This is a genomic window from Jiangella aurantiaca, assembly GCF_004349105.1.
Classification (GTDB): Bacteria; Actinomycetota; Actinomycetes; order Jiangellales; family Jiangellaceae; genus Jiangella; species Jiangella aurantiaca.
Genome location: NZ_SMLB01000003.1, coordinates 117,574 through 137,078, shown reverse-complemented (window position 1 = coordinate 137,078; position 19,505 = coordinate 117,574). Strand labels below are relative to the sequence as shown.

Below are 19,505 nucleotides of genomic sequence, written 5' to 3'. Positions count from 1 at the left end.
AACGTCAGCAGCGACGTCCAGGAGGGAGCGCCGCGTCTGTCCACAACGAGTACGAACCGTCCATACCCCCGGAGAAGGACGGACAGTCGGCTCCGCGCCAGGAGCCGGGTGGGTCACCCGGTGTGGCATCGTTGCCATGTGAGAACGTACCCACACTCGCAGTGGTCGTCAACGGCTCCTGCTTAACGAAACGGAAACGCCTGTTCCACCGCTGGTCAGGCCAAAGTTGTGAGGTCGACGAGGCGGCGCGCCGCCAGCTCGGGTGAGCTGAGCACGGGAGTGGTCGTGACGTCCGCTCGGCTCGCCGCGGCGGCCATCGACGCCTGGGCCAGGACGACCACGTCGGCGCCCCCGTCCCAGCGGGCGATCGCGGTGGCGACCATCTCGTCGTGCGGGTCGGCAGCGCCGGACTCGCGGACCCGGCCGAGCAGCTCCGACTCGACGGTGACGGCGATCCCGGCCCGCTCGGCGCTGCGGTGCAGGAGCCGCTCGGTCGGCCCGACCGTGGAGGCGACGGTGGCGAGCACGGCGATCCGGCCGCCGTCGCCGGCCAGCTCGACGGCGCGGTCGGCCATGCCCTGGTCGACCCGGACCACCGGGGTGTCCGCGCCGAGCCGGTCCAGCACCTGCTCGGTCGCCTCGCCCAGCGTCGAGCAGGTCACCAGCACACCGGCCACCCCCCGGCCGCGCAGATGGGCGACGTGCGCCGCGAGCCGGTCGACGACCTCCGGCGTGACGCCAGCGGTCATCGCCGTGCGCAGCAGCCACGGGTCGACGACGTGGATCGGCTCGACGTCCGCCGGCGCCGCCGCCGTCACGAGGTCGTGGAACGTCGCCGCCAGCGCGGGGACGGTGTGGACGAGTCCGAGCCGGGTCATTTCTTTTCCCACCATGGCGTCGCGTGCTCGTCGACGATCTCGGTCAGGCGCCGCAGCCGGGGCGCCGACCGCGCCGCAAGCTCCGTCAGCGGGCCGCCGACCACGTCGCTCCAGAGCGCCCGGCCGGCCAGGAACCCGGATGCGCCGGACCGGCAGGCGGCCTCGACTGCGGCGGGGAACCGGTCCTGCCGCACGCCCTGCGAGAGGACGACCCACGGGCCGGTGACGGCGTCGTCGAGCGCCCGGCAGGCGTCCAGCAGCTGCGCCGGGTCACCCTCGCCGGCGCTCGGCACCTGCGCCTTGTACAGGCTCGGGCCGAGTACGGACAGCTCGCGGGCGGCCTCGGCGATCGCCGCGTTCAGGCCCCAGCTGCCGCGCTCCAGCTCGGCCGGTGTGGCCCGGACGACCGGCTCGAGCACGGACAGCACGCCGCGCTCCCGGGCGCGGTCGACGAACTCGCGGGCCAGCTCGACGCGCCGCTCGCGCAGCTCGTCGCGGCGCCAGATGACCAGCAGCTTCACGGCGGCGACGCCGTCCAGGTCGCTGCCCGCGGCGAGGAAGTCCGGGTCGAGCGCGGTCTCCTCGACCGGCCCGCCGTCCTCCTGCGTCAGCGCGTCGACGGCGAGGATCAGCCCGCAGGTGTCCGGCAGCAGCCGCTCGCGCCGGAGCCGGTCGAAAGCGTACCTGCGGTCGATCAGGAAGCCCGACGCCAGCGGGCCGAGAGCCCGGGCGACCGCAAGCTTGAACGCCGTCAGCACGTCGTCCGGCGGCCGGCCCGCGCCCGCGTCGTCGAACATCGTGCGCAGGCTCTCGCGCTGGTCCATCGCGACCATCGCGAGGCCGCCGCCGGGCCGGGCCAGCGCGTCGAGAGTGGGTTCACTCATGCCTTGAGTCTGTTCGAAGCCGCACACATCGCGCAAGAAGTGTCCGATTCTTGACATTCTCGATGGCGCCGGGATTGGCTGGGGCCGTGCGCTACACCGACGCGCCGCGCCGGCGCGACGAGCTGCTGCGACAGCTCCGGTCGGCCGGCTACCTGTCCGCGGCCCAGGCGGCGGCCGAGCTGGACGTCTCCGAGATGACCATCCGGCGCGACCTGCGCCAACTGGCGCTGGACGGGCTCGCGGTGCGGGTCACCGGCGGCGCGCGGCTGCCCGGCGGCGACGGCATCCCGTTCGAGTTGCGCACCGACCAATTCGCGGCGCAGAAGGCCGCGGTGGCCCGGGCGGTGGCGGACCTGCTGCCGGCGGGCGCGACCGTCGCGCTGGACTCCGGGACCACTGTTGCCCGGCTGGCCGAGCTGCTGCCCGCCGGGCTCACCGTCGTCACCCACTCGGTGCCGGTGGTGTCGGTGTGCGCGGCGCGGCCGGACCTGCGGCTGATCGGGCTGGGCGGGGTCTTCAACCCGGCGACGCGGTCGTTCGGCGGACCGGCGGTGCGCGGTGCGCTGGAGGACATCGCGGTCGACCTCGCCGTGCTGTCGGCGACCGCGGTCGGCCCGGACGGCGTCTTCTGCGCCGACCCCTACGACGCCGAGACCAAGCGGGCGCTGGCCGCGGCGGCCCGGTCGGTCGTGGTCGCCGCCGACGGGTCCAAGCTGGCGGCCCGCGCGCCCATCCGGTTCGCCCCGATCAGTACTGTGTCGACGCTGGTCACCGACTCGTCCGCGGATGCCGCGGCCGTGCGGGCGCTCGAGGCGGCCGGCCTGCGAGTGTCGCGGGCGGCCGCATGACGGCGCTCCGGCTCGGCGTGGTGGCCGACGACGTCACCGGCGCCTGCGACCTGGCCGGGGTCGTGACCGCGGCCGGCCTGCCGGCGAGCGTGCTGCTCGGCCCGCCGTCACCGGCCGACGTGCCCGCGGACGGTGCCGCCTGCGTCGTCGTCGCGCTGCGGTCCCGGACCGCGCCGGTCGCGGACGCCGTCGCGGAGTCGGTGGCGGCCGCACGGTGGCTGCTCGGCCACGGCGCTCGGCGGCTCTACCAGAAGTACTGCTCGACGTTCGACTCCACGCCGGCGGGCAACATCGGGCCGGTCGCCGATGCGCTCGCCGGGCTGGTGGGCGGCCGGTCGATCGGCACGCCCGCCACGCCGGCCGTCGGCCGGACCGTCTACCAGGGCCACCTCTTCGTCGACGGCCGGCTGCTGTCGGAGTCGCCGCTGCGCGACCATCCGCTGACGCCGATGACCGACGCCGACCTGGTCCGGTTGCTCGCGGCGCAGACGCCGCGCTCCGTCGGGCTGGTGCGCTGGCCGGCCGCCGGAGTACCGGCCGGCGAGACGGCCGAGCACGTGCTGCTCGACGCCCTCACCGACGCCGACCTCGACCGCCACGCCGCCGCCCTCGCCGACGGCGACGACCTGCTCGGCGGCGCGTCCGGGCTGGCCGCCGCGCTGGCCCGGCACTGGGCCGGCAGCGGCTTGGCCACACCGGCGGCCCTGCCCGCGCTCCCGCGCGGCGGCGGACGGGTCGTGCTGGCCGGCAGCTGCTCGCGGCGGACCCGGGAGCAGATCGACGCGTTCCCCGGACCGACGGTGCGGATCGCCGTCGACGACCTCGCGGCCGACAGCGTCCAAGCGGTCGCCGCCGCCGTCGATGCCACGCTGGCCGCGATCCCGGCCGGGCCGGTGCTCGTCACCACCTCGCGGCCGCCCGCGGAGCTGCGCGCCGTCCAGCAACGGCACGGCCGCGACCGCGCCGCGGCGCTGGTCGAGAAGGCGCTCGGTGACGTCGCTCGGGCCGTGGCCGAGGAGGGCGTGCGGCGGTTCGTCGTCGCCGGCGGCGAGACGTCCGGTGCGGTGACCCAGGCGCTCGGGATCCGGCAGGTGCGCATCGGCGCGCAGGTCGCACCGGGCGTCCCGTGGACCGTCAGCACCGGGCCGCGGCCGCTGGCACTGCTGCTGAAGTCGGGCAACTTCGGGCCGCCCGACCTGTTCACCACTGCCTGGGAGGTGGGGCCGTGAGCGCGGCCGAGGTGGAGTCACTGGTGGCAGCGTGCCGCCGGCTGGCGGCGCTGGGGCTGTCGCCCGGCGGATCCGGCAACGTCAGCGTCCGGGTGGGCGAGCAGGTGTTCGTCACGCCGACCGGTGGCGCGCTGAGCCGGGTCACGGCCGGCGACCTCGCTGTGCTGTCGCTGACCGGCGAGCCGCTGTCCGGGGCGCGGCCGTCGAAGGAGTTCCCGCTGCACCTGGCCGCGTACCGCGTCCGGCCCGAGGCGCGGGCGATCGTGCACCTGCACTCCGTGCATGCCGTCGCCGTCTCCTGCCTGGACGAGCCGCTGCCGACGTTGACGCCATACCAGGTGACGCGGATCGGCCCGCTGCCGGTCGTGCCGTACGCGCCGCCGGGCAGCGCCGCACTGGCCGAGGGCGTCGCCGTCGCGCTGGCCGAGAACCACGCGGCCCTGATGGCCAATCACGGCAGCGTGGTCGCCGCCGCCGGCGTCGACCTGGCCGCCGACCTCGCCGAGGAACTGGAGTCGACCGCCCGGCTGGCGCTGCTGCTGCGCGGGCTGCCGTACCGCGAGCTGCCGCCGTCCGCCGTCAGCGAGCTTGCTGGCCCTGCCACCAGCTGACCGTTGCGGCCACGCCCGCATCGAGGGGTGTGGGCTGCTGACCGAACGTCGCCTGGAAGTCAGCGGAGTCCAGGACGAACGGCCGGTCGAACTGGTAGCGGGTCTCCTCGAGCTCGCGCATCATCGGCGTCACGAGGCCCAAGGCGTCCTGCACCCAATACGGCAGCCGGCGGATCCGCGCCGGCGACGTGCCCGCGATCGTGGCGGCCTGCTGCGCCAGCTCGCGCGCGCTGACCGGCGGCGCCGTCGGGACGTGCCAGGCCCGGCCGTAGGCGCGCTCGTCGCTGCCGGCCGTGGCCAGCGCAGCGGCGACGTCGTGGACGTAGGTCCAGCTGCGGACCACACCGGGGTCGTGCAGGTAGGTGGCCGGCTTGCCGGCCAGCAGCGACGGGAAGAACCGCTCGCCGACGTGCCCCTGGTCGCGCACGCCCGGGCCGTAGTAGTCCGACGCGCGCAGTTCCGTCACACGGACCCGGCCCGCCTGGTGCGCCGCCAGCGCCTCGGCCCACATGCGGGCCCGGACCTGCCCCTTCACGCCCTTGCTGCTGAGCGGGAGGTCCTCGGTCATCGGGCGGTCGACCGGGCCGTACGGGTAGAGGTTGCCCAGGATGGTGAGGGCGGCGCCGGTCGCCTGCGCGGCGCCGAGCATCGCGGCGGCCATCGGCGGCCAGTCCTGCGTCCAGCGGTGGTATTGCGGGTTGGCGCAGTTGTAGAGCACGTCGGCGCCCTGGGTGATCTGCGTCAGGCGGGCTTCGTCGGCGGCGCTGGCCGCGACCTTCGTGACGCCGTCTGGACCCGACCCGGACCGGCTGACCACGGTGACCTCGTGGCCGTCGGTGACCAGGCGGGTGGCCAGCAACCGGCCGATCTGCCCGGCACCGACGATGACGTGCTTGCCCATGACTGCTCCTTTGTGTCTGCCGCTCCGTTTCGAGAGCAATGCTCTCCATTTGGAGCGACGCTGTCAAGAGCAGTGCTCTCGATTTGGTGCGTTGCTCTGCTAGAGTCGTCGCATGAACGCCGGACGCACCGCACGTGAGCGCGCCCGCGCCGAGGTGACCAGGGAGATCACCGAGATCGCCCGGCGGCAGCTGGGCACCGAGGGCGCCGGCGGGCTCAACCTGCGAGCCATCGCCCGCGAGCTCGGCATGGTCTCGTCGGCCGTCTACCGATACTTCCCCAGCCGCGACGACCTGCTGACCGCCCTGATCATCGACGCCTACAACGCGGTGGGTGAGGCGGTCGAACGGGCCGACGTCGCCTGCGAGCCCGAGGACCACGCCGGCCGGTGGCGAGCGGTCTGCCACGCCGTCCGCGACTGGGCGCTCGCGCACCCGCACGAGTACGCGCTCATCTACGGCTCGCCGGTGCCGGGCTACCAGGCGCCGGTCGACACCGTCGCCCCGGCCATGCGCGACACCGTCGTCTACGGGCGCATCCTCGCCTCCGCATATGCGGCCGGGGCCCTGGCGCCCCCTGACGGGTTCCCGGCGCCGCCAGACTCGTTCGCCGGCGACGCCGAGGCCGTTCGGCAGGTGATGCCCGGCCTCCCCGACGACCTCGTCGCGCGCGCGATCGCCGCCTGGACCGGCCTGTTCGGCTTCCTCAGCTTCGAGGTGTTCGGTCAGTTCGCCAACGTCGTCGACGACCGCGCGGCGCTGTTCGACCACACCGTCGACACCCTCGGCCGGCTGGCCGGCCTGCCCGCGCCCGCCAGGGGTTGACCTCAACTCCGCTTGAGGTTGCAGCATCGGGGACATGCCTTCCAGTCCACCGGCGTCGCTGTTCAGCCGGGAGTACCTACCGCTGGCCATCGGCGCCGTCGCACTGGTGACGCTCGGCGCGTTCGAGAACCGGGCGGTCGGCACCGCACTGCCGACCCTGGTGCGCGAGTTCGACGCCGTCAGCAGCTTCGGGCTGGTCACGGCCGCACCCGTCGCGACGTACGTCGTCTCGCTGGCGCTGGCCGGCGTGTGGGCCGACCGGTCCGGCCCGGTGCCGCCGCTGCGGGCCGGCGCGGTCGCGTTCGCCGTCGCGCAGGTGCTGGTCGGCACGGCCGCGGGGATGCCGCAGGTGATCGCCGGCCGGCTGCTCGGCGGATTGGCCGAGGGACTGATCGACGTCGGGATCATGGTGCTGATCGCGCGGGCGCTGCCGGAGACGCTGCGGCCGCGGATGTTCTCGCTGTTCGCGGCCGCCTGGGTGCTCCCGTCGGTCGTCGGCCCGTTCCTCACCGGGATCGTCACCGAGGGCGTCGGGTGGCGGTGGGTGTTCCTCGGTGCTCTGGCGGTACTGGTGCCGGTGTGGCTGCTGCTCCGCCCGGCACTGCGGACGGTGCCGCCGTCATCGCCGCCGGCCGCGGGGGCGGAGACGGAGTCGGGGCCGGCGTCGCCGCCGCGCGCGGTGCTGCCGTGGGCGGTCATCGCGGCGGCCGCGGTGTTCGGGCTGTCGCTGGCCGGCGAGCACCTGGCCGCCGACCCCGTACCAGCCGCCACGCTCATAGCCCTTGGAGCGGCGGGGACCGGGCTCGCGGCGGTCCGTCTGCTGCCCCGGGGGACGTTCCGGGTGCGCCGCGGGCTGCCCGCCGTCGTGGCCCAGCGGGCGTTCGTCTCGGCCGCCTTCGCCGGGGTCGGCTCATGGCTGCCGCTGCTGCTGACACTTGTGCACGGTTTCACTCCGACGACGGCCGGCGTCAGCCTGTCCATCACCGGCGTCATGTGGGCGTTCGGCTCCTGGCTGCAGGGCCGCGACCACCGCTATGCACCCGCGGTCGTGCTGCGGGCCGGGCTGGCCGCGATGACCGCCGGCCTCGCGGTCACGACGCTGCTGGCCTGGCCTGCGGTGCCGCCGGTGGTCGGCCTGCTCGGCTGGGCGCTGGCCGGCGTCGGCATGGGGCTCACGTCGCCGGTGCTGTCGCTGTTGATCCTCGCCGGGTCCGACCGGACGAACCAGGGCCGCAACGTCAGCGCCGGGCAGCTGGCCGGGTCGCTCAGCACGGCGGGCACGCTGGCGGTCAGCGGTGCCGCGGTCGCACTGACCGCACCCGGCCCGGCGGTCTTCGCGGGCATCCTCGTGGCCGGTGGCCTGGTCGCGCTCGCCGGGTTGCTCACCTCGGGGCGGGTCGTGGACGACCGCACCGCTACCGTCGAGACCGAGGTGGTCCCGATCGGCTGAGGGGTGAGCTTGTACGACGTGGTGGCGGCGATGGCGGACGCGCTCGTCGAGGTCGGCGGCGTGGTCGGCGCCGTCCTGGGCGGCAGCCGGGCCCGGGGCACGCACCGTCCGGACTCCGACTACGACCTCGGCGTCTACTACCGGGGCACTCTCGACGTCGACCGGCTGGGCGAGCTGGCCCGCCGGTTCGGCGGCCCGTCGGCGACGGTCACCGAGTCCGGCGCGTGGGGTCCCTGGGTCGACGGCGGCGGCTGGCTCATCGTCGATGGCATCGCGGTCGACTGGCTCTACCGCGACGCCGACCGCGTCCAAGCGGCCTGGCGGGCGGCCGAGCGTGGTGAGTACGCGTTCCACCAGCAGGCCGGTCACCCGCTCGGCGTCCCCGACTTCGCCTACGCCGGCGAGATCGCGCTGGCCGTGGTGCTGGCCGACCCGTCCGGCGAGCTCACGGCGTTGCGTGCGCGGGCACAGCAGTACCCGGAGCCGTTGCGAGCGGCGCTGCGGGCCGGCCTGTGGGAGGCCAGGTTCTCGGTGGAGATCGCGGCGAAAGCGGCGGCCCGCGGCGACGCCGCCTACGTCGCCGGGTGCCTCTTCCGCGCCGTCGGCATCTGCGCTCACGCACTACACGGCCACGATGGCCGCTGGCTGATCAACGAGAAGGGCGCCGTGACGGCCGCGGGTGCGCTGCCGTCGGCTCCGGCGGACTTCGCGGATCGTGCACACGGGCTGCTCGGCGCCGCTGGGACCACGGCCGGTGACCTGTCGGCGACGGTCGATGCGGCCCGCGCACTGGTCGCCGAGGTGGGCGTGGTAGTGGGTGGGCCGGGCCGGTCACGTGGGTGAGGCGGTCGGCTCGTGCTCCGTCGCGCCGCCTCGGCAGATCATCGCGTGCTCGGCACCGGCACCGTGACGGCGACCACCTCGCCATGGGCGGCACCCTCGACCAGATCGGCATAGACCCGCGCGACGTCGGCCGCCGGGACGCCCCGGGCGGGATCCCAGCCGAAGGCCGCCAGCGACTCGCGCACCCACCCCGGCGCGACGAGGTTGAGCCGCAGACCGCGCGGCAGCTCCGGCGCCGCCGCCTCGACGAACGCCGCCAGCCCTGCGTTGACCAGCGCCCCGAACGACCCGCCCGGCAGCGGCTCGGCGAACGTGCCGCCGGTGAGCGTGATCGAGCCGCCGTCGCTCAGGTGGCGCACCGCCGTCCGGGCCAGCCGCACCTGGCCGAGCAGCTTGCCCGGGAGGCCGGCGGTGAACTCCTCGTCGCTGGCCTCGACCAGATCTGCGGTCGGCGCGTTCGCCGCGCAACACACCACGCCATCGACGTCGGGCACCGCCGCGAACAGCGCCTCCACCGTCCCCGGCTCCGCCACATCCACTACGACCGGCCCTCGCCGGGACGCCCGGACCACCTCGTGCCCGCGTCCCGCCAGCTCCTCGGCCACCGCCGACCCCACGACTCAGCTCGCCCCGATGACCACGATTCTCACGTCGCGCTCCTTCTTCCGCCTCGCCGCGCCGGTTGCGTGGGCAACCATCTGATCGATGGGCCGCGCTGTGGACCCTCAGGGTCCTGGATGACAACGTTCGCGGCCCGGAGGTCGTTCAGCATCTGAGTGGCCTGCTGAACGTCGAGATCGAACATGTTCCTGATCGTTCTGTTCGTGATCCAGCCGTACTCGGCCAAATGCGCCTCTACCCGCGGTCTGGCTGCATCCGCACGGGTACGGTGCTGCACCGCTGTCCCGAGCTGGGTCGCGACTGCGGGGCGGAGCCACCATCGCAGCCCGCGCCGGGAGTCGCCGTCCCGCTCTATCAATCCGGCCGGCCCAGCCGCCAGGGCATCGAGGCGATGGATCGCCTCGTCCTCGCTCACCTGAATCAGTTGAGCAGCCCCAGAAGGGTTGATGGTCGGGTGCTGACACAGATGGGCCAAGGTCAGCAAAGCGTGTTAGCCGCCATTGAAAATGCCGATGATGGCGTCACTGATCACGAGGATCTGGCGGGCACGGGCGCGGTCGGGTGATCGGCGCGGCGACGTCGCCGTCGTCACGGCGTCGGCCGCCCCCGCGACGCTGGGCCGGCTCGGGCCGGGCACCGATCACAACCGGGCGTGTTGACACCAGCGCCAACTGTTGGCGCTCATGTCAACACCTCCGCGGCCATCACCGGCGCCGGCAGGGATGCGAGCCGCCCCGGCGGGCAGCGCCTGGAATGACCTGCCCCCCATGGCGGCTCACACCCTCCCTCACCGAGTTGATCATGGAGAAGGTCGGGTTTCCCGCGACTCCAAAGGCGACCTTCTCCATGATCAAGCGTGCCGGTCGTCGTCGCAGTGTGCGGCGGCCCCGTTCATCGGCACGGTGACGGCGCAGACGACCCATCCGACATCGGACCGGTTGTCCACACCTGGTCGTCAACGTCAACGACGACCCATCGTCATCGACAACGGCGGCCAACAGCAAAGCGTCGATCCGTAGGGGCGGCTCATCCTAGAACGCGAAAGATCCCGGCAGGTGAGAACCTGACCGGGATCTTCGGTGTGGTGCGCGAGGGGGGAGTTGAACCCCCACGTCCTTTCGGACACACGGACCTGAACCGTGCGCGTCTGCCTATTCCGCCACCCGCGCGTGGTGCGGCACCAAGGTTAACACGCCTCGGCGGATGGTCGATTCCACGATCCTGGCCTCTGGATGTCAGCATGGGCAGAAGCACAGTGAGAGCCGTCGGAACCAGCCGCCAGCCGTCCTTCGTCACATAAGGTTGCGACGGCCGTTTCCGCACGGCCCCGATCCAGGGCGCAGCCGCACCACCATGCCACGCGCCGTTACGATCAGGGTCTTGTCCGCGGCACAGGCACGAGAGGTGAAGGGAGGTACCCGTGGGGGTGTTGCAGCGCTTCGAGCGCCGGCTCGAGAGCATGGTCCAAGGTGCGTTCACCCGGGCGTTCCGCTCCGAGGTGCAGCCCGTCGAGATCGCCGCGGCGATCCAGCGCGAGCTCGACAACAACGCGCAGATCGTCAGCCGCGACCGGTCGCTCGTGCCGAACGACTTCGTCGTCGAGCTGGGGCCCGGCGACTACGACCGGCTGTCCGCGTACATCGGCACGCTGGCCACCGAGCTGGTCGAGCTGGCCCGCGAGCACGCCGAGCTGCAGCATTACGCCTTCACGGGTCCGGTCGGGGTCGGGTTCGAGCGGCACGAGGACCTCGGCACCGGCGCCTTCCGCATCCGCAGCGCGGTGCGGGCCGGCGTCGACCGCGGGTCGTCGTTCGCGCCCACTTCTACCTCCGAGCAGCAAGCCGACGCGTACCTCATCATCAACGGCACCCAGCATCCGGTGCTGCCGCCGGGTGTCGTGCTCGGGCGCGGCAGCGAGTGCGACCTTCGCATCGACGATCCCGGCGTCTCGCGCCGGCATCTGGAGATCCGCGTGTACCAGCAGGGACCGCAGTCCCAGCTGGTCGCCGTCGACCTCGGCTCCACCAACGGGACGGTCGTCGACGGCGCCCGGGTGGGCCAGGCGCCCCTGACCGACGGTTCCCGCATCGTGATCGGCTCCACCGTGATCGACGTCCGTCGGCGCAGTCCCGGGAGGTGAACGAGTGTCGGAACTGACACTCACGGTCATCAAGCTCGGCTTCCTGGCCGTGCTGTGGCTGTTGATCCTCTCCGTCACGTCGGCCATGCGGGCCGACCTCTTCGGCGTGCGGCCGCCCAAGCAGCCCAAGCCGCAGCGCGAGGCCCGCGAGGCGGCTCGGCAGAACCGTCAGCCGCGCGGCGCCAAGGGCACCCCGACCAGGGCGTTCATCGTCGAGGGGCCCGACACCGGCAAGTCCGTGCCGCTCGACGGCACCCCCGTGACGTTCGGCCGTGGGGCCGACTGCACCGTGCCGCTGTCCGACGAGTACGTGTCCACGCAACACGCCCGGCTGCGGTTCCACGATAATCAGTGGTACGTCGAGGACCTCGGCTCCACCAACGGCACCTACGTCGGCAACCAGCGACTCACACGCAGCACGCCGGTCACCGCCCGCAGCCGGTTCCGGCTCGGCAAGACCGTCGTCGAGCTGCGGAAGTAGGTGTCGATGCCGTTGACGCTGCGCTACGTCGCGCGCTCCGACGTCGGCCTGGTCCGGGAGGGCAACGAGGACTCCGGCTACGCCGGCCCCTACCTCCTGGCCGTCGCCGACGGCATGGGCGGCCACGCGGCCGGCGAGGTCGCCAGCCAGGCGGCCATCGACGAGCTGGTGCTGACCGAGCGCGAACCCCGCGACAGCGACCCGCTCCAGACCCTGACCGCAGCCATCGAGGCGGCCAACAAGCGCATCCGTCAGCTCATCGTCGACGACTCCAGCCGCGAGGGCATGGGCACGACGGTCACGGCGCTGCTGTGGACCGGCACCGCGCTCGGACTCGGCCACATCGGCGACTCCCGTGCGTACCTGCTGCGCGACGGCGCCATCCGGCAGCTCACCCACGACCACACGTTCGTGCAGTCGCTGGTCGACGAGGGCCGCATCACGCTCGAGGAGGCCGGCGTACACCCGGCCCGCTCATTGATCCTCAAGGCGCTGCAGGGCCAGGGCGACGTCGACCCGGACCTCCAGGTGCTCGACGTCCACCCCGGCGACCGCCTGCTGGTCTGCAGCGACGGCCTCACCGGCGTGGTCTCCGACGCCACGCTGGAAGAGACCCTCAGCTCCATCGCCGGGCTGGACGACGCCGCCGACGAGCTCATCCGGCTGGCGCTGGCCGGTGGAGCCCCCGACAACGTCACGCTGGTGCTGGCCGACATCGTCGAGACCGACACCCCGCGGCAACCCGACGACACCGCCGAGGCGTTCCTCGTCGGCGCCGCCGCCAGCGACGACGTACCGGCGCCGGAGCGGCCACAGCGCCGTCGGCGAGGCTCCGCGCTGCGCGCCCTCGTCGGCGCCGAAGAGCAGCACAAGCCGACGCCCGAGGACCTCGAGGCCATGCGGTACGCACCGCAGCCGCCCCGGGGCCGCCGCTGGCTGCGCACCGTCGTCATCGTGGCCGCCGTCGCCGCCATCGGCTGGGTCGGGCTGGACCTCGCCAGCGACTGGGTCCGCAACCAGTACTACGTCGGCGACAGCAATGGCCAGGTCGCCGTCTACCAGGGCGTCAGTCAGGAGATCGGGCCGATCCGGCTGTCGGAGCTGCATGACATTCCTGGCGGCCTGCCGGTCGACGCGCTGCCCGACATCTACCGCGAGCAGGTCGCCGACACCATCACGGCCGACGACCTCGAGGACGCCGACGCCGTCGTCGACCGGCTGCGGCTGGAGGCCTGCCGGGCGCACGAGAGGCTGGAGGGCGGCGAGACGCCGGCACCCACCCCGACGCCGACGCCGTCGGCGACACCCACCGGCACCACCGAGCCGCGCGCGGGCGCGACGACGACCACCCCACCGGCGGAACCGCCGGCCACCGAGCCCACCGGCGGCGCCACCGAAGGCACCGACGACGGCTGGCTCGGCAGCGAGGTCGGGTATCCCGGGCTGCTCTGTGCGGGGGCGTCATGAGTCTCGACCGCGCACGCGCCCGCACCGAACCACCGGCGCCCGAGACCGTCGCCCCGCGCCGCGGCCGGGGGACCGAGCTGGTGCTGCTGATCTTCGCCATCGGCATCGCGACGTTCGCCTACGTGAGCGTCGACCTCGGCGCACTCGGCCGGGTGCCGCCGAACGCGCTGGCCTACCTCGGCGGGCTGTCGGCCGCCACGGCGGTGGCGCACATCGTCATCCGCATCCGGGCGCCGTACGCCGATCCCGTCATCCTGCCGATCGTCGTCACCCTCTGCGGGCTGGGTCTGGCGATGATCCACCGGCTCGACATCGCCGACGGGACGACCCGGGCGTCCACCCAGCTGACCTGGATGGCGGTCGGCGTCGCGCTGTTCGTCTGCGTGCTGTTGTTCGTGCGCGACCACCGAGTGTTGTCGCGGCTGCCGTACCTCGCCGGGCTGGCCGGGCTGCTGCTCCTGATGCTGCCGCTGCTGCCGGTCATCGGCCACTCGATCCGCGGCGCCCGCATCTGGATCAACGTCGGTCCCATGACGTTCCAGCCGGGCGAGGCCGCCAAGATCATCCTGATCATCGCGTTCGCCGCCTACCTGGTGCAGACCCGCGACGCGCTGGCGCTGGCCGGACGCCGGTTCCTCGGCGTCGACCTGCCACGGGCCCGCGATCTCGGGCCGATCCTGCTGGTCTGGCTCGCCGCCCTGGGCATCCTCGTCGTGCAGAACGACCTCGGCCCGTCGGTGCTGTTGTTCGGCATCTTCGTGCTGATGATCTACGTCGCCACCGAGCGGATCTCGTGGATCATCCTCGGCCTGCTGCTGATCCTGGCCGGCGGGTTCGCCGCGAACGCCGTCGTCTCGCACGTCGCGGAGCGCATCGAGTTCTGGCGCGACCCGTTCATCGACCCGCAGGGGCAGGTCGCGCAGTCGCTCTACGGACTGGCGTACGGCGGCCTGCTCGGCACCGGCCTCGGCCAGGGCCGCCCGGACCTGACGCCGATCGCCGAGAGCGACTTCATCGGCTCGGCGCTGGGCGAGGAGCTCGGGCTCACCGGGCTCATCGCGATCATCCTGCTGTACGCGCTGCTGGCCTCCCGCGGCCTGCGGGCCGGCCTGCTGCTGCGCGACCCGTTCGGCAAGCTGCTGGCCGCGGGGCTGGCCGCCGGGTTCTTCCTGCAGGTGTTCATCGTGCTCGGCGGCGTCACCCGGCTGATCCCGCTGACCGGTCTGACCACGCCGTTCCTGTCCCTCGGCGGCTCGTCGCTGGTGATGAACTGGGTGCTGGTCGCACTGCTGATCCGGTTGTCAGACGCGGCCCGGCGGCCCGCGCCGCCGTCGTCGTCCTCCTCGCTGGCGGACACCGCCGTCACCCAGGTCGTGAGAATCAGATGAACTCCCCGATCCGCCGCATCTCCGCCGGCTGCCTGCTGCTCTGCGTCGCGCTGCTCATCAACGCGACGTACGTGCAGGCGTTCTGGGCCGACGACCTCAACGCGCGTTCGGAGAACCGCCGGGTCCTGCTCGACGAGTACTCGCGCGAGCGTGGCCCGATCCTGCTCGCCGACGACACCCCGATCGCGCAGTCGACGCCGGTCGACGACGAGTACCAGTTCCTGCGGCAGTACCCCGAGGGCCCCATCTACGCGCCGTTGACCGGCTACTACTCCTACAACTACGGGCGGACTGCGCTCGAGCGGGCGCAGAACGACATCCTGTCCGGCGACGACGACCGGCTGTTCGTCCGCCGGTTGATCGACCTCGTCACCGGCGAGGAGCCGCGCGGCGGCGCCGTCCGGCTGACCATCGACCCCGCGGCCCAGCAGGCGGCGTGGAACGGCCTCACCGAGAGCGGCTACAAGGGCGCCGTCGTCGCCATCGACGTCCAGACCGGCGCGATCCTGGCCATGGTCAGCTCGCCGTCGTACGACCCCAACCCGATGGCCAGCCACTCGATCGAGGAGCAGACGGCCACCCGTCAGGCGCTGGAGGCCGACCCGGACAAGCCCGACCTCAACCGCGCGATCGCCCAGCGGCTCCCACCGGGATCGGTGTTCAAGCTGGTCACGGCCGCGGCGGCGCTGGAGTCCGGCGAGTTCGATCCTGACACCGAGGTGCCGGGCCCGGCCGAGTACGACCTGCCGCTCACGAACACCAACCTGCCGAACCAGAGCGGGGAGGCCTGCTTGGACGGCACACCGTCGCTCACCGAGGCGCTGCGCATCTCGTGCAACACCGCGTTCGCCTATCTCGGCAACGAACTGGGCGACGATGCCCTGCGCGAGCAGGCCGAGAAGTTCGGCTTCGACACGCAGCCGCTGACCAACGACGACATGAACGCCGCGACCAGCGTGTTCCCGGCCGACCCGGACGAGCCGCAGACGGCGCTGTCGGCGATCGGCCAGTTCGACGTCCAGGCGACGCCGCTGCAGATGGCCATGGTCTCCGCCGCCATCGCCAACGACGGCGTACTGATGGAGCCGTACCTCGTCCGCGAGGTCAGCGGCCCGGATCTCGTCAGCCCGATCGAACGGACCGAGCCGGAGGAGCGCACCCGCGCCGTGTCGCCGGAGACCGCCGAGCAGCTGACCCAGATGATGGTCGACGTCGTCGAGAACGGCACCGGCGAGAACGCCCAGATCGCGGGCATCCAGGTCGCCGGCAAGACCGGCACCGCCCAGAGCTCGCCCGACCGGCCGCCGTACGCGTGGTTCACGTCGTTCGCGCCGGCCGACGAGCCCAGCGTCGCGGTCGCCGTCGTCATCGAAGAGGCGCCCGACACCGCCCGCAGCGACATCGGCGGCGGACGGCTGGCGGCGCCGATCGCCAGGGACGTCATGGAGGCGGTGTTGGGATCGTGACCATCGCCACTGTTCGGTCACAGGCAGCGCCACGACCGCCGGAACGGGTAGCCTGCGCGAGGTTGAGTCGAGAAAGGGCCGGACAATGAACGAGTTGCGACTCCTAGGAGATCGCTACGAGCTGGGCGAGGTGATCGGCCGTGGAGGCATGGCCGAGGTCCGCCGCGGCCGCGACTCCCGGCTGGGCCGCATCGTCGCTCTGAAGATGCTGCGGGTCGACCACGCGAGCGACGCCACGTTCCAGGCCCGGTTCCGCCGTGAGGCGCAGTCGGCGGCGTCCCTCAACCACCGCAACATCGTCGCCGTCTACGACACCGGCGAGGACTACATCGACGGCCACCGTATTCCGTACATCGTCATGGAGTACGTCGAGGGCCAGACGCTGCGCGAGATACTGCAGGAGCAGCAGCGGTTCACGCCTGAGCGGTCGATCGAGATCCTGGTCGCGACACTCGACGCGCTGGAGTACAGCCACCGCGCCGGCATCGTCCACCGCGACATCAAGCCCGGCAACATCATGATCACGAGCGGTGGCGAGGTCAAGGTCACCGACTTCGGTATCGCGCGGTCGCTCGCCGACACCGGCATGGCGCTGACCCAGACCGCCGCCGTCGTCGGGACCGCGCAGTACATCTCGCCCGAGCAGGCCCGCGGCGAGCAGGCCGACGCCCGCAGCGACCTCTATGCCAGCGGCTGCGTGCTCTACGAACTGCTCACCGGCCGGCCGCCGTTCATCGGCGAGTCGCTGGTATCAGTGGCGGTGTCGCACGTGCGCGAGATGCCCACGCCGCCGTCGGCGCTCGACCCGAACATCACGCCAGAGCTCGACGCCATCGTGATGAAGGCGCTGGCCAAGGACCGCCTGCACCGGTACCAGAGCGCGTACGAGATGCGCACCGACCTCGAGCGCGCCGCCGCCGGGTTGCCGGTGGCGGCGGCCGCGGACACGTCCGCCGCGACGCAGCTGATCGCGAACGCCGCGCCCACTGTCGCCGCCGGCGCGCTGCCGCTCGACGACGCCACCCCGTATCCCGACGAGCTCGTGGACGAGGAGGACGAGGACCAGCGCAAGGGCTTCAGCTGGTGGGCCGTCGTGCTCGGCGCGCTGGCCATCCTGGCGATCGCCGGGCTGATCGGCTACCTGATCTTCAACTCCGGTGGCACGGCACAGGCGACCGTGCCCGACCTTGTCGGCATGACGCAGGAACAGGCCGAGGCCAGACTGGCCGACGAGAACCTCGAACCGACTGTCGAGACCGAGCCCGTCGAGGACGAAGCACAGATCGACACGGTGATCCGCCAAGACCCGCGGCCGTCCACTCAGCTGGACGAGGGCTCCTCGGTGACGATAGTGGTCGGTGTCGCACCCGAGATGGTTCCGGTGCCGGCCGTCGTCGGACGGCCGCAAGCGGAGGCCGAGCAGTTGATCCGCGATGCAGGATTGCAACCGGGCAACGTCAGCCGGCGGGACAGTGAGGAAGAGGCCGGCACCGTCCTGGCGACCGAGCCAGAGGGCAACACCCCGGTCCCGCCCGGCACCACGGTCAACATCACCATCTCCAGCGGCGAAGTGGCGATTCCGGTGCCGAACCTGATCGGCCTGAGCGAGGACGCCGCCGTCAACGAGCTGCAGCGGCTCGGCCTGGAGGCCGACGTCCGGCGCGAGGAGACCGGCGACCAGCCGGAGGGCCAGGTCTTCCGCCAGGAGCCGGGCGCGGACAGCGGCGCCGAGCTCGAAGAGGGCGACACCGTCATCATCTACGTCGCTCAGGCACCCGAGCCCACCGAGGAGCCGACGGAGACCGAGACGGACACGCCGACCGAAACGCCCACCGAGACCGAGACGCCGGGCAACGAGTCCGGCGAGGGCGGCACGGACTCCGGCGAGCAGGGCACCGACCAGGGGACGGACCAGGGCACGGACAGTGGAACCGACGAAGGCCTGATCGGCGGGAGTACCGAGTAACGTCGCGGCTCTCGTGTGAGGCGATCGCCGTCAGACGCGCAGGTCGGCGGACGGGCCGTGCGAAACCACCGGGGCGAGCCCTGCGGACCGTGCGACCGCGCCGTCGTCGCCGCAGACGGTGAGCCAGTTGGCCAGCATGCGGTGGCCGCCCTCGGTGAGCACCGACTCCGGGTGGAACTGGACCCCCTCGACCGGCAGCGACCGGTGCCGCATGGCCATGACGACGCCGCCCGCGGTGCGCGCCGTGATTTCCAGCTCGGCCGGGACGGTGTCGGGCTCGACGGCCAGCGAGTGGTAGCGGGTGGCCGTGAACGGGCTGGCCAGCCCGGCCAGGACGCCGTCGCCGTCGTGGTGGACCTGGCTGGTCTTGCCGTGCAGCAGCTCCGGCGCGCGGCCGACGGTGGCGCCGTACGCGACGCCGATGGCCTGCAGGCCGAGGCACACGCCGAAGATCGGGGTGCGCCCGGCCAGCGCATGGATGAGGTCGATGCAGCCGCCGGCCTTCTCCGGCGTGCCGGGCCCGGGCGAGAGCAGGATGCCGTCGTAGCCGTCGGTCGAGCCGATCTCGTCGTTGCGGCGCACGTCGCAGTCGGCGCCGAGCTGCGCGAGGTACTGGACCAGGTTGAAGACGAAGCTGTCGTAGTTGTCGACCACGAGGATGCGCCGGCTCACGACGTCTTGCCTCCCTGGACTGTGCCGGTGAAGGCCGGCATCGTGATGTTCTGCTCGCCGGTGACGCCGTAGTGCAGCCCGATACGGTCGGCCCAGGCGCGGTACTCACGCACGGCCGGCGACGTGTCGAGCGCATCGCGCATGGCGTCGGCGTCACCGATGGCGCTGACGGTGTAGGGCGGGTAGAAGGTGCGGCCGTTGAGCAGCAGGACCGGACCCTCGCACTGGACCGTGCTGGTCGACACGATGCGCTGGTCCATGACGGTCATCGCCTCGGCCCCGCCGGCCCACAATGCGTTGATGACGCCCTCGAGGTCCTGCTGGTGCACGAGGAAATCCTCGGTGTTGAGCTCGGAGTCCTCGCCCAGGTTGTTCGGCAGCGGCGCGTCGTCGAGCGTGACCGTCAGGCCCGGCCCCTGGACCGGGGTCAGCCCGGCCTCCGGCATCAGCTCCTCGGTGTGGCGGTCGACCTCGGCGGACTCGCTGGTGCCTTGGCCGGCGGTGAGATCGTCGATGTCGGAGGAGAGCTCGTCGATGCGGGCGTGCAGCTCCTGGACGCGCTGCTCCTCGGCTCGGACCAGATCGGAGAACGCGATGACGTCGCTGCCGCGCAGATCGTCACCGTCGGCGGCCTTGGCGCTGGTGATGAGCAGGACACCACAGCCTGCGAGCACCACGGGGGCCAGGAAGCGCCAGGCCCGTGGGTAGTCGGACGACCGGCTGATGGTGTCCACCTCCAAGTGGGACGATCGTGACTGCAAGCCGCGATGTGGGCACTCGGCCTGCTGACGACTACGCTAGCCGAGCATCACCGCAACCAGCCAAGACCGAGAGGAA

19 protein-coding genes and 1 tRNA gene are annotated in these 19,505 nt (G+C 72.6%); 13 read left to right on the top strand and 7 right to left on the bottom strand.

Translation table 11 applies throughout. The features are described from left to right. Window positions 1-215: 215 nt before the first annotated feature. Both E1262_RS03155 and E1262_RS03150 read right to left on the bottom strand, forming a co-directional pair. A complete protein-coding gene (locus tag E1262_RS03155) occupies window positions 216-878 on the bottom strand; it encodes an aspartate/glutamate racemase family protein (RefSeq protein ID WP_132101584.1) in 663 nt (220 codons plus the stop codon). Beyond that, window positions 875-1,762 (bottom strand): hypothetical protein, encoded by an 888-nt coding sequence (locus tag E1262_RS03150; RefSeq protein WP_132101583.1) that lies wholly within the window; start codon window positions 1,760-1,762, stop codon window positions 875-877. Before E1262_RS03150 ends, E1262_RS03155 begins: the two co-directional genes overlap by 4 nt. 86 nt (window positions 1,763-1,848) lie before the next feature. Here E1262_RS03150 and E1262_RS03145 point away from each other — a divergent pair, with 86 nt between their 5' ends. From E1262_RS03145 to E1262_RS03135, 3 genes are read left to right on the top strand one after another with little or no spacing between them, the layout of a single operon-like run. Beyond that, window positions 1,849-2,610: a DeoR/GlpR family DNA-binding transcription regulator gene (locus E1262_RS03145; protein WP_162605748.1), complete on the top strand. Its 762-nt coding sequence runs from the start codon at window positions 1,849-1,851 to the stop codon at window positions 2,608-2,610. Then, on the top strand, window positions 2,607-3,839 hold the full coding sequence (gene otnK / locus E1262_RS03140) for a 3-oxo-tetronate kinase (protein WP_132101581.1): 1,233 nt from the start codon (window positions 2,607-2,609) through the stop codon (window positions 3,837-3,839). Before E1262_RS03145 ends, otnK begins: the two co-directional genes overlap by 4 nt. Continuing rightward, window positions 3,836-4,450 carry a class II aldolase/adducin family protein gene (locus E1262_RS03135; protein WP_132101580.1) on the top strand — a complete coding sequence of 205 codons (615 nt, stop codon included), beginning with the start codon at window positions 3,836-3,838 and terminating at the stop codon, window positions 4,448-4,450. Before otnK ends, E1262_RS03135 begins: the two co-directional genes overlap by 4 nt. On the opposite strand, the gene E1262_RS03130 is transcribed toward E1262_RS03135, so the two are convergent. Beyond that, entirely contained in the window at window positions 4,419-5,351 is a 933-nt protein-coding gene (locus E1262_RS03130; RefSeq protein ID WP_132101579.1) for an NAD-dependent epimerase/dehydratase family protein, read from the bottom strand. The genes E1262_RS03135 and E1262_RS03130 overlap by 32 nt on opposite strands. Before the next feature lie 112 nt (window positions 5,352-5,463). Here E1262_RS03130 and E1262_RS03125 point away from each other — a divergent pair, with 112 nt between their 5' ends. The 3 genes from E1262_RS03125 to E1262_RS03115 are packed head-to-tail and all read left to right on the top strand — an operon-like array spanning window position 5,464 to window position 8,467. After that, window positions 5,464-6,174 carry a TetR/AcrR family transcriptional regulator gene (locus E1262_RS03125; RefSeq protein WP_132101578.1) on the top strand — a complete coding sequence of 237 codons (711 nt, stop codon included), beginning with the start codon at window positions 5,464-5,466 and terminating at the stop codon, window positions 6,172-6,174. 34 nt (window positions 6,175-6,208) lie between these two features. After that, window positions 6,209-7,624 (top strand): MFS transporter, encoded by a 1,416-nt coding sequence (locus tag E1262_RS03120; protein WP_132101577.1) that lies wholly within the window; start codon window positions 6,209-6,211, stop codon window positions 7,622-7,624. Between the two features lie 30 nt (window positions 7,625-7,654). Then, window positions 7,655-8,467: a nucleotidyltransferase domain-containing protein gene (locus E1262_RS03115; protein ID WP_132101707.1), complete on the top strand. Its 813-nt coding sequence runs from the start codon at window positions 7,655-7,657 to the stop codon at window positions 8,465-8,467. A gap of 38 nt (window positions 8,468-8,505) precedes the next feature. On the opposite strand, the gene E1262_RS03110 is transcribed toward E1262_RS03115, so the two are convergent. Then, on the bottom strand, window positions 8,506-9,084 hold the full coding sequence (locus tag E1262_RS03110; protein WP_203453489.1) for a short chain dehydrogenase: 579 nt from the start codon (window positions 9,082-9,084) through the stop codon (window positions 8,506-8,508). A 65-nt stretch (window positions 9,085-9,149) separates the two neighbouring features. Here E1262_RS03110 and E1262_RS03105 point away from each other — a divergent pair, with 65 nt between their 5' ends. Further along, window positions 9,150-9,653: a hypothetical protein gene (locus E1262_RS03105; protein WP_132101576.1), complete on the top strand. Its 504-nt coding sequence runs from the start codon at window positions 9,150-9,152 to the stop codon at window positions 9,651-9,653. 517 nt (window positions 9,654-10,170) lie between these two features. Here E1262_RS03105 and E1262_RS03100 read toward each other — a convergent pair. Continuing rightward, window positions 10,171-10,257, bottom strand: a tRNA-Leu gene (locus E1262_RS03100). 251 nt (window positions 10,258-10,508) lie between these two features. Between E1262_RS03100 and E1262_RS03095 the strand changes: the two genes are divergently transcribed. From E1262_RS03095 to pknB, 6 genes are all read left to right on the top strand, one after another. After that, complete coding sequence (locus tag E1262_RS03095) at window positions 10,509-11,228, top strand: FhaA domain-containing protein (RefSeq protein WP_132101575.1); 720 nt, start codon at window positions 10,509-10,511, stop codon at window positions 11,226-11,228. Window positions 11,229-11,232: 4 nt separating this feature from the next. Then, window positions 11,233-11,709, top strand: a complete 477-nt coding sequence (locus E1262_RS03090; RefSeq protein WP_132101574.1) for an FHA domain-containing protein FhaB/FipA — start codon at window positions 11,233-11,235, stop codon at window positions 11,707-11,709. A 6-nt stretch (window positions 11,710-11,715) separates the two neighbouring features. Then, entirely contained in the window at window positions 11,716-13,176 is a 1,461-nt protein-coding gene (locus E1262_RS03085) for a PP2C family protein-serine/threonine phosphatase (protein ID WP_132101573.1), read from the top strand. After that, window positions 13,173-14,564 (top strand): FtsW/RodA/SpoVE family cell cycle protein, encoded by a 1,392-nt coding sequence (locus tag E1262_RS03080; RefSeq protein WP_132101572.1) that lies wholly within the window; start codon window positions 13,173-13,175, stop codon window positions 14,562-14,564. Before E1262_RS03085 ends, E1262_RS03080 begins: the two co-directional genes overlap by 4 nt. Next, window positions 14,561-16,030, top strand: a complete 1,470-nt coding sequence (locus E1262_RS03075; protein WP_132101571.1) for a peptidoglycan D,D-transpeptidase FtsI family protein — start codon at window positions 14,561-14,563, stop codon at window positions 16,028-16,030. The genes E1262_RS03080 and E1262_RS03075 overlap by 4 nt, the downstream gene beginning before the upstream one ends. A gap of 85 nt (window positions 16,031-16,115) precedes the next feature. Next, on the top strand, window positions 16,116-17,996 hold the full coding sequence (pknB, locus tag E1262_RS03070; RefSeq protein ID WP_132101570.1) for a Stk1 family PASTA domain-containing Ser/Thr kinase: 1,881 nt from the start codon (window positions 16,116-16,118) through the stop codon (window positions 17,994-17,996). A gap of 30 nt (window positions 17,997-18,026) precedes the next feature. On the opposite strand, the gene E1262_RS03065 is transcribed toward pknB, so the two are convergent. Both E1262_RS03065 and E1262_RS03060 read right to left on the bottom strand, forming a co-directional pair. After that, window positions 18,027-18,668, bottom strand: a complete 642-nt coding sequence (locus tag E1262_RS03065) for an aminodeoxychorismate/anthranilate synthase component II (RefSeq protein ID WP_132101569.1) — start codon at window positions 18,666-18,668, stop codon at window positions 18,027-18,029. Then, window positions 18,665-19,402 carry a DUF881 domain-containing protein gene (locus E1262_RS03060; protein WP_238992811.1) on the bottom strand — a complete coding sequence of 246 codons (738 nt, stop codon included), beginning with the start codon at window positions 19,400-19,402 and terminating at the stop codon, window positions 18,665-18,667. Before E1262_RS03060 ends, E1262_RS03065 begins: the two co-directional genes overlap by 4 nt. Window positions 19,403-19,505: the final 103 nt, after the last annotated feature.

What these genes read in the sequence shown, in the direction of transcription:
- E1262_RS03080 (WP_132101572.1), top strand. Translation starts at nt 13,173, where the DNA reads ATGAGTCTCGACCGCGCACGCGCCCGCACCGAACCACCGGCGCCCGAG.
- E1262_RS03155 (WP_132101584.1), bottom strand. Translation starts at nt 878, where the DNA reads ATGACCCGGCTCGGACTCGTCCACACCGTCCCCGCGCTGGCGGCGACG.
- E1262_RS03075 (WP_132101571.1), top strand. Translation starts at nt 14,561, where the DNA reads ATGAACTCCCCGATCCGCCGCATCTCCGCCGGCTGCCTGCTGCTCTGC.
- otnK (WP_132101581.1), top strand. Translation starts at nt 2,607, where the DNA reads ATGACGGCGCTCCGGCTCGGCGTGGTGGCCGACGACGTCACCGGCGCC.
- E1262_RS03130 (WP_132101579.1), bottom strand. Translation starts at nt 5,351, where the DNA reads ATGGGCAAGCACGTCATCGTCGGTGCCGGGCAGATCGGCCGGTTGCTG.
- E1262_RS03085 (WP_132101573.1), top strand. Translation starts at nt 11,716, where the DNA reads ATGCCGTTGACGCTGCGCTACGTCGCGCGCTCCGACGTCGGCCTGGTC.
- E1262_RS03115 (WP_132101707.1), top strand. Translation starts at nt 7,655, where the DNA reads ATGGCGGACGCGCTCGTCGAGGTCGGCGGCGTGGTCGGCGCCGTCCTG.
- E1262_RS03150 (WP_132101583.1), bottom strand. Translation starts at nt 1,762, where the DNA reads ATGAGTGAACCCACTCTCGACGCGCTGGCCCGGCCCGGCGGCGGCCTC.
- E1262_RS03125 (WP_132101578.1), top strand. Translation starts at nt 5,464, where the DNA reads ATGAACGCCGGACGCACCGCACGTGAGCGCGCCCGCGCCGAGGTGACC.
- E1262_RS03120 (WP_132101577.1), top strand. Translation starts at nt 6,209, where the DNA reads ATGCCTTCCAGTCCACCGGCGTCGCTGTTCAGCCGGGAGTACCTACCG.
- pknB (WP_132101570.1), top strand. Translation starts at nt 16,116, where the DNA reads ATGAACGAGTTGCGACTCCTAGGAGATCGCTACGAGCTGGGCGAGGTG.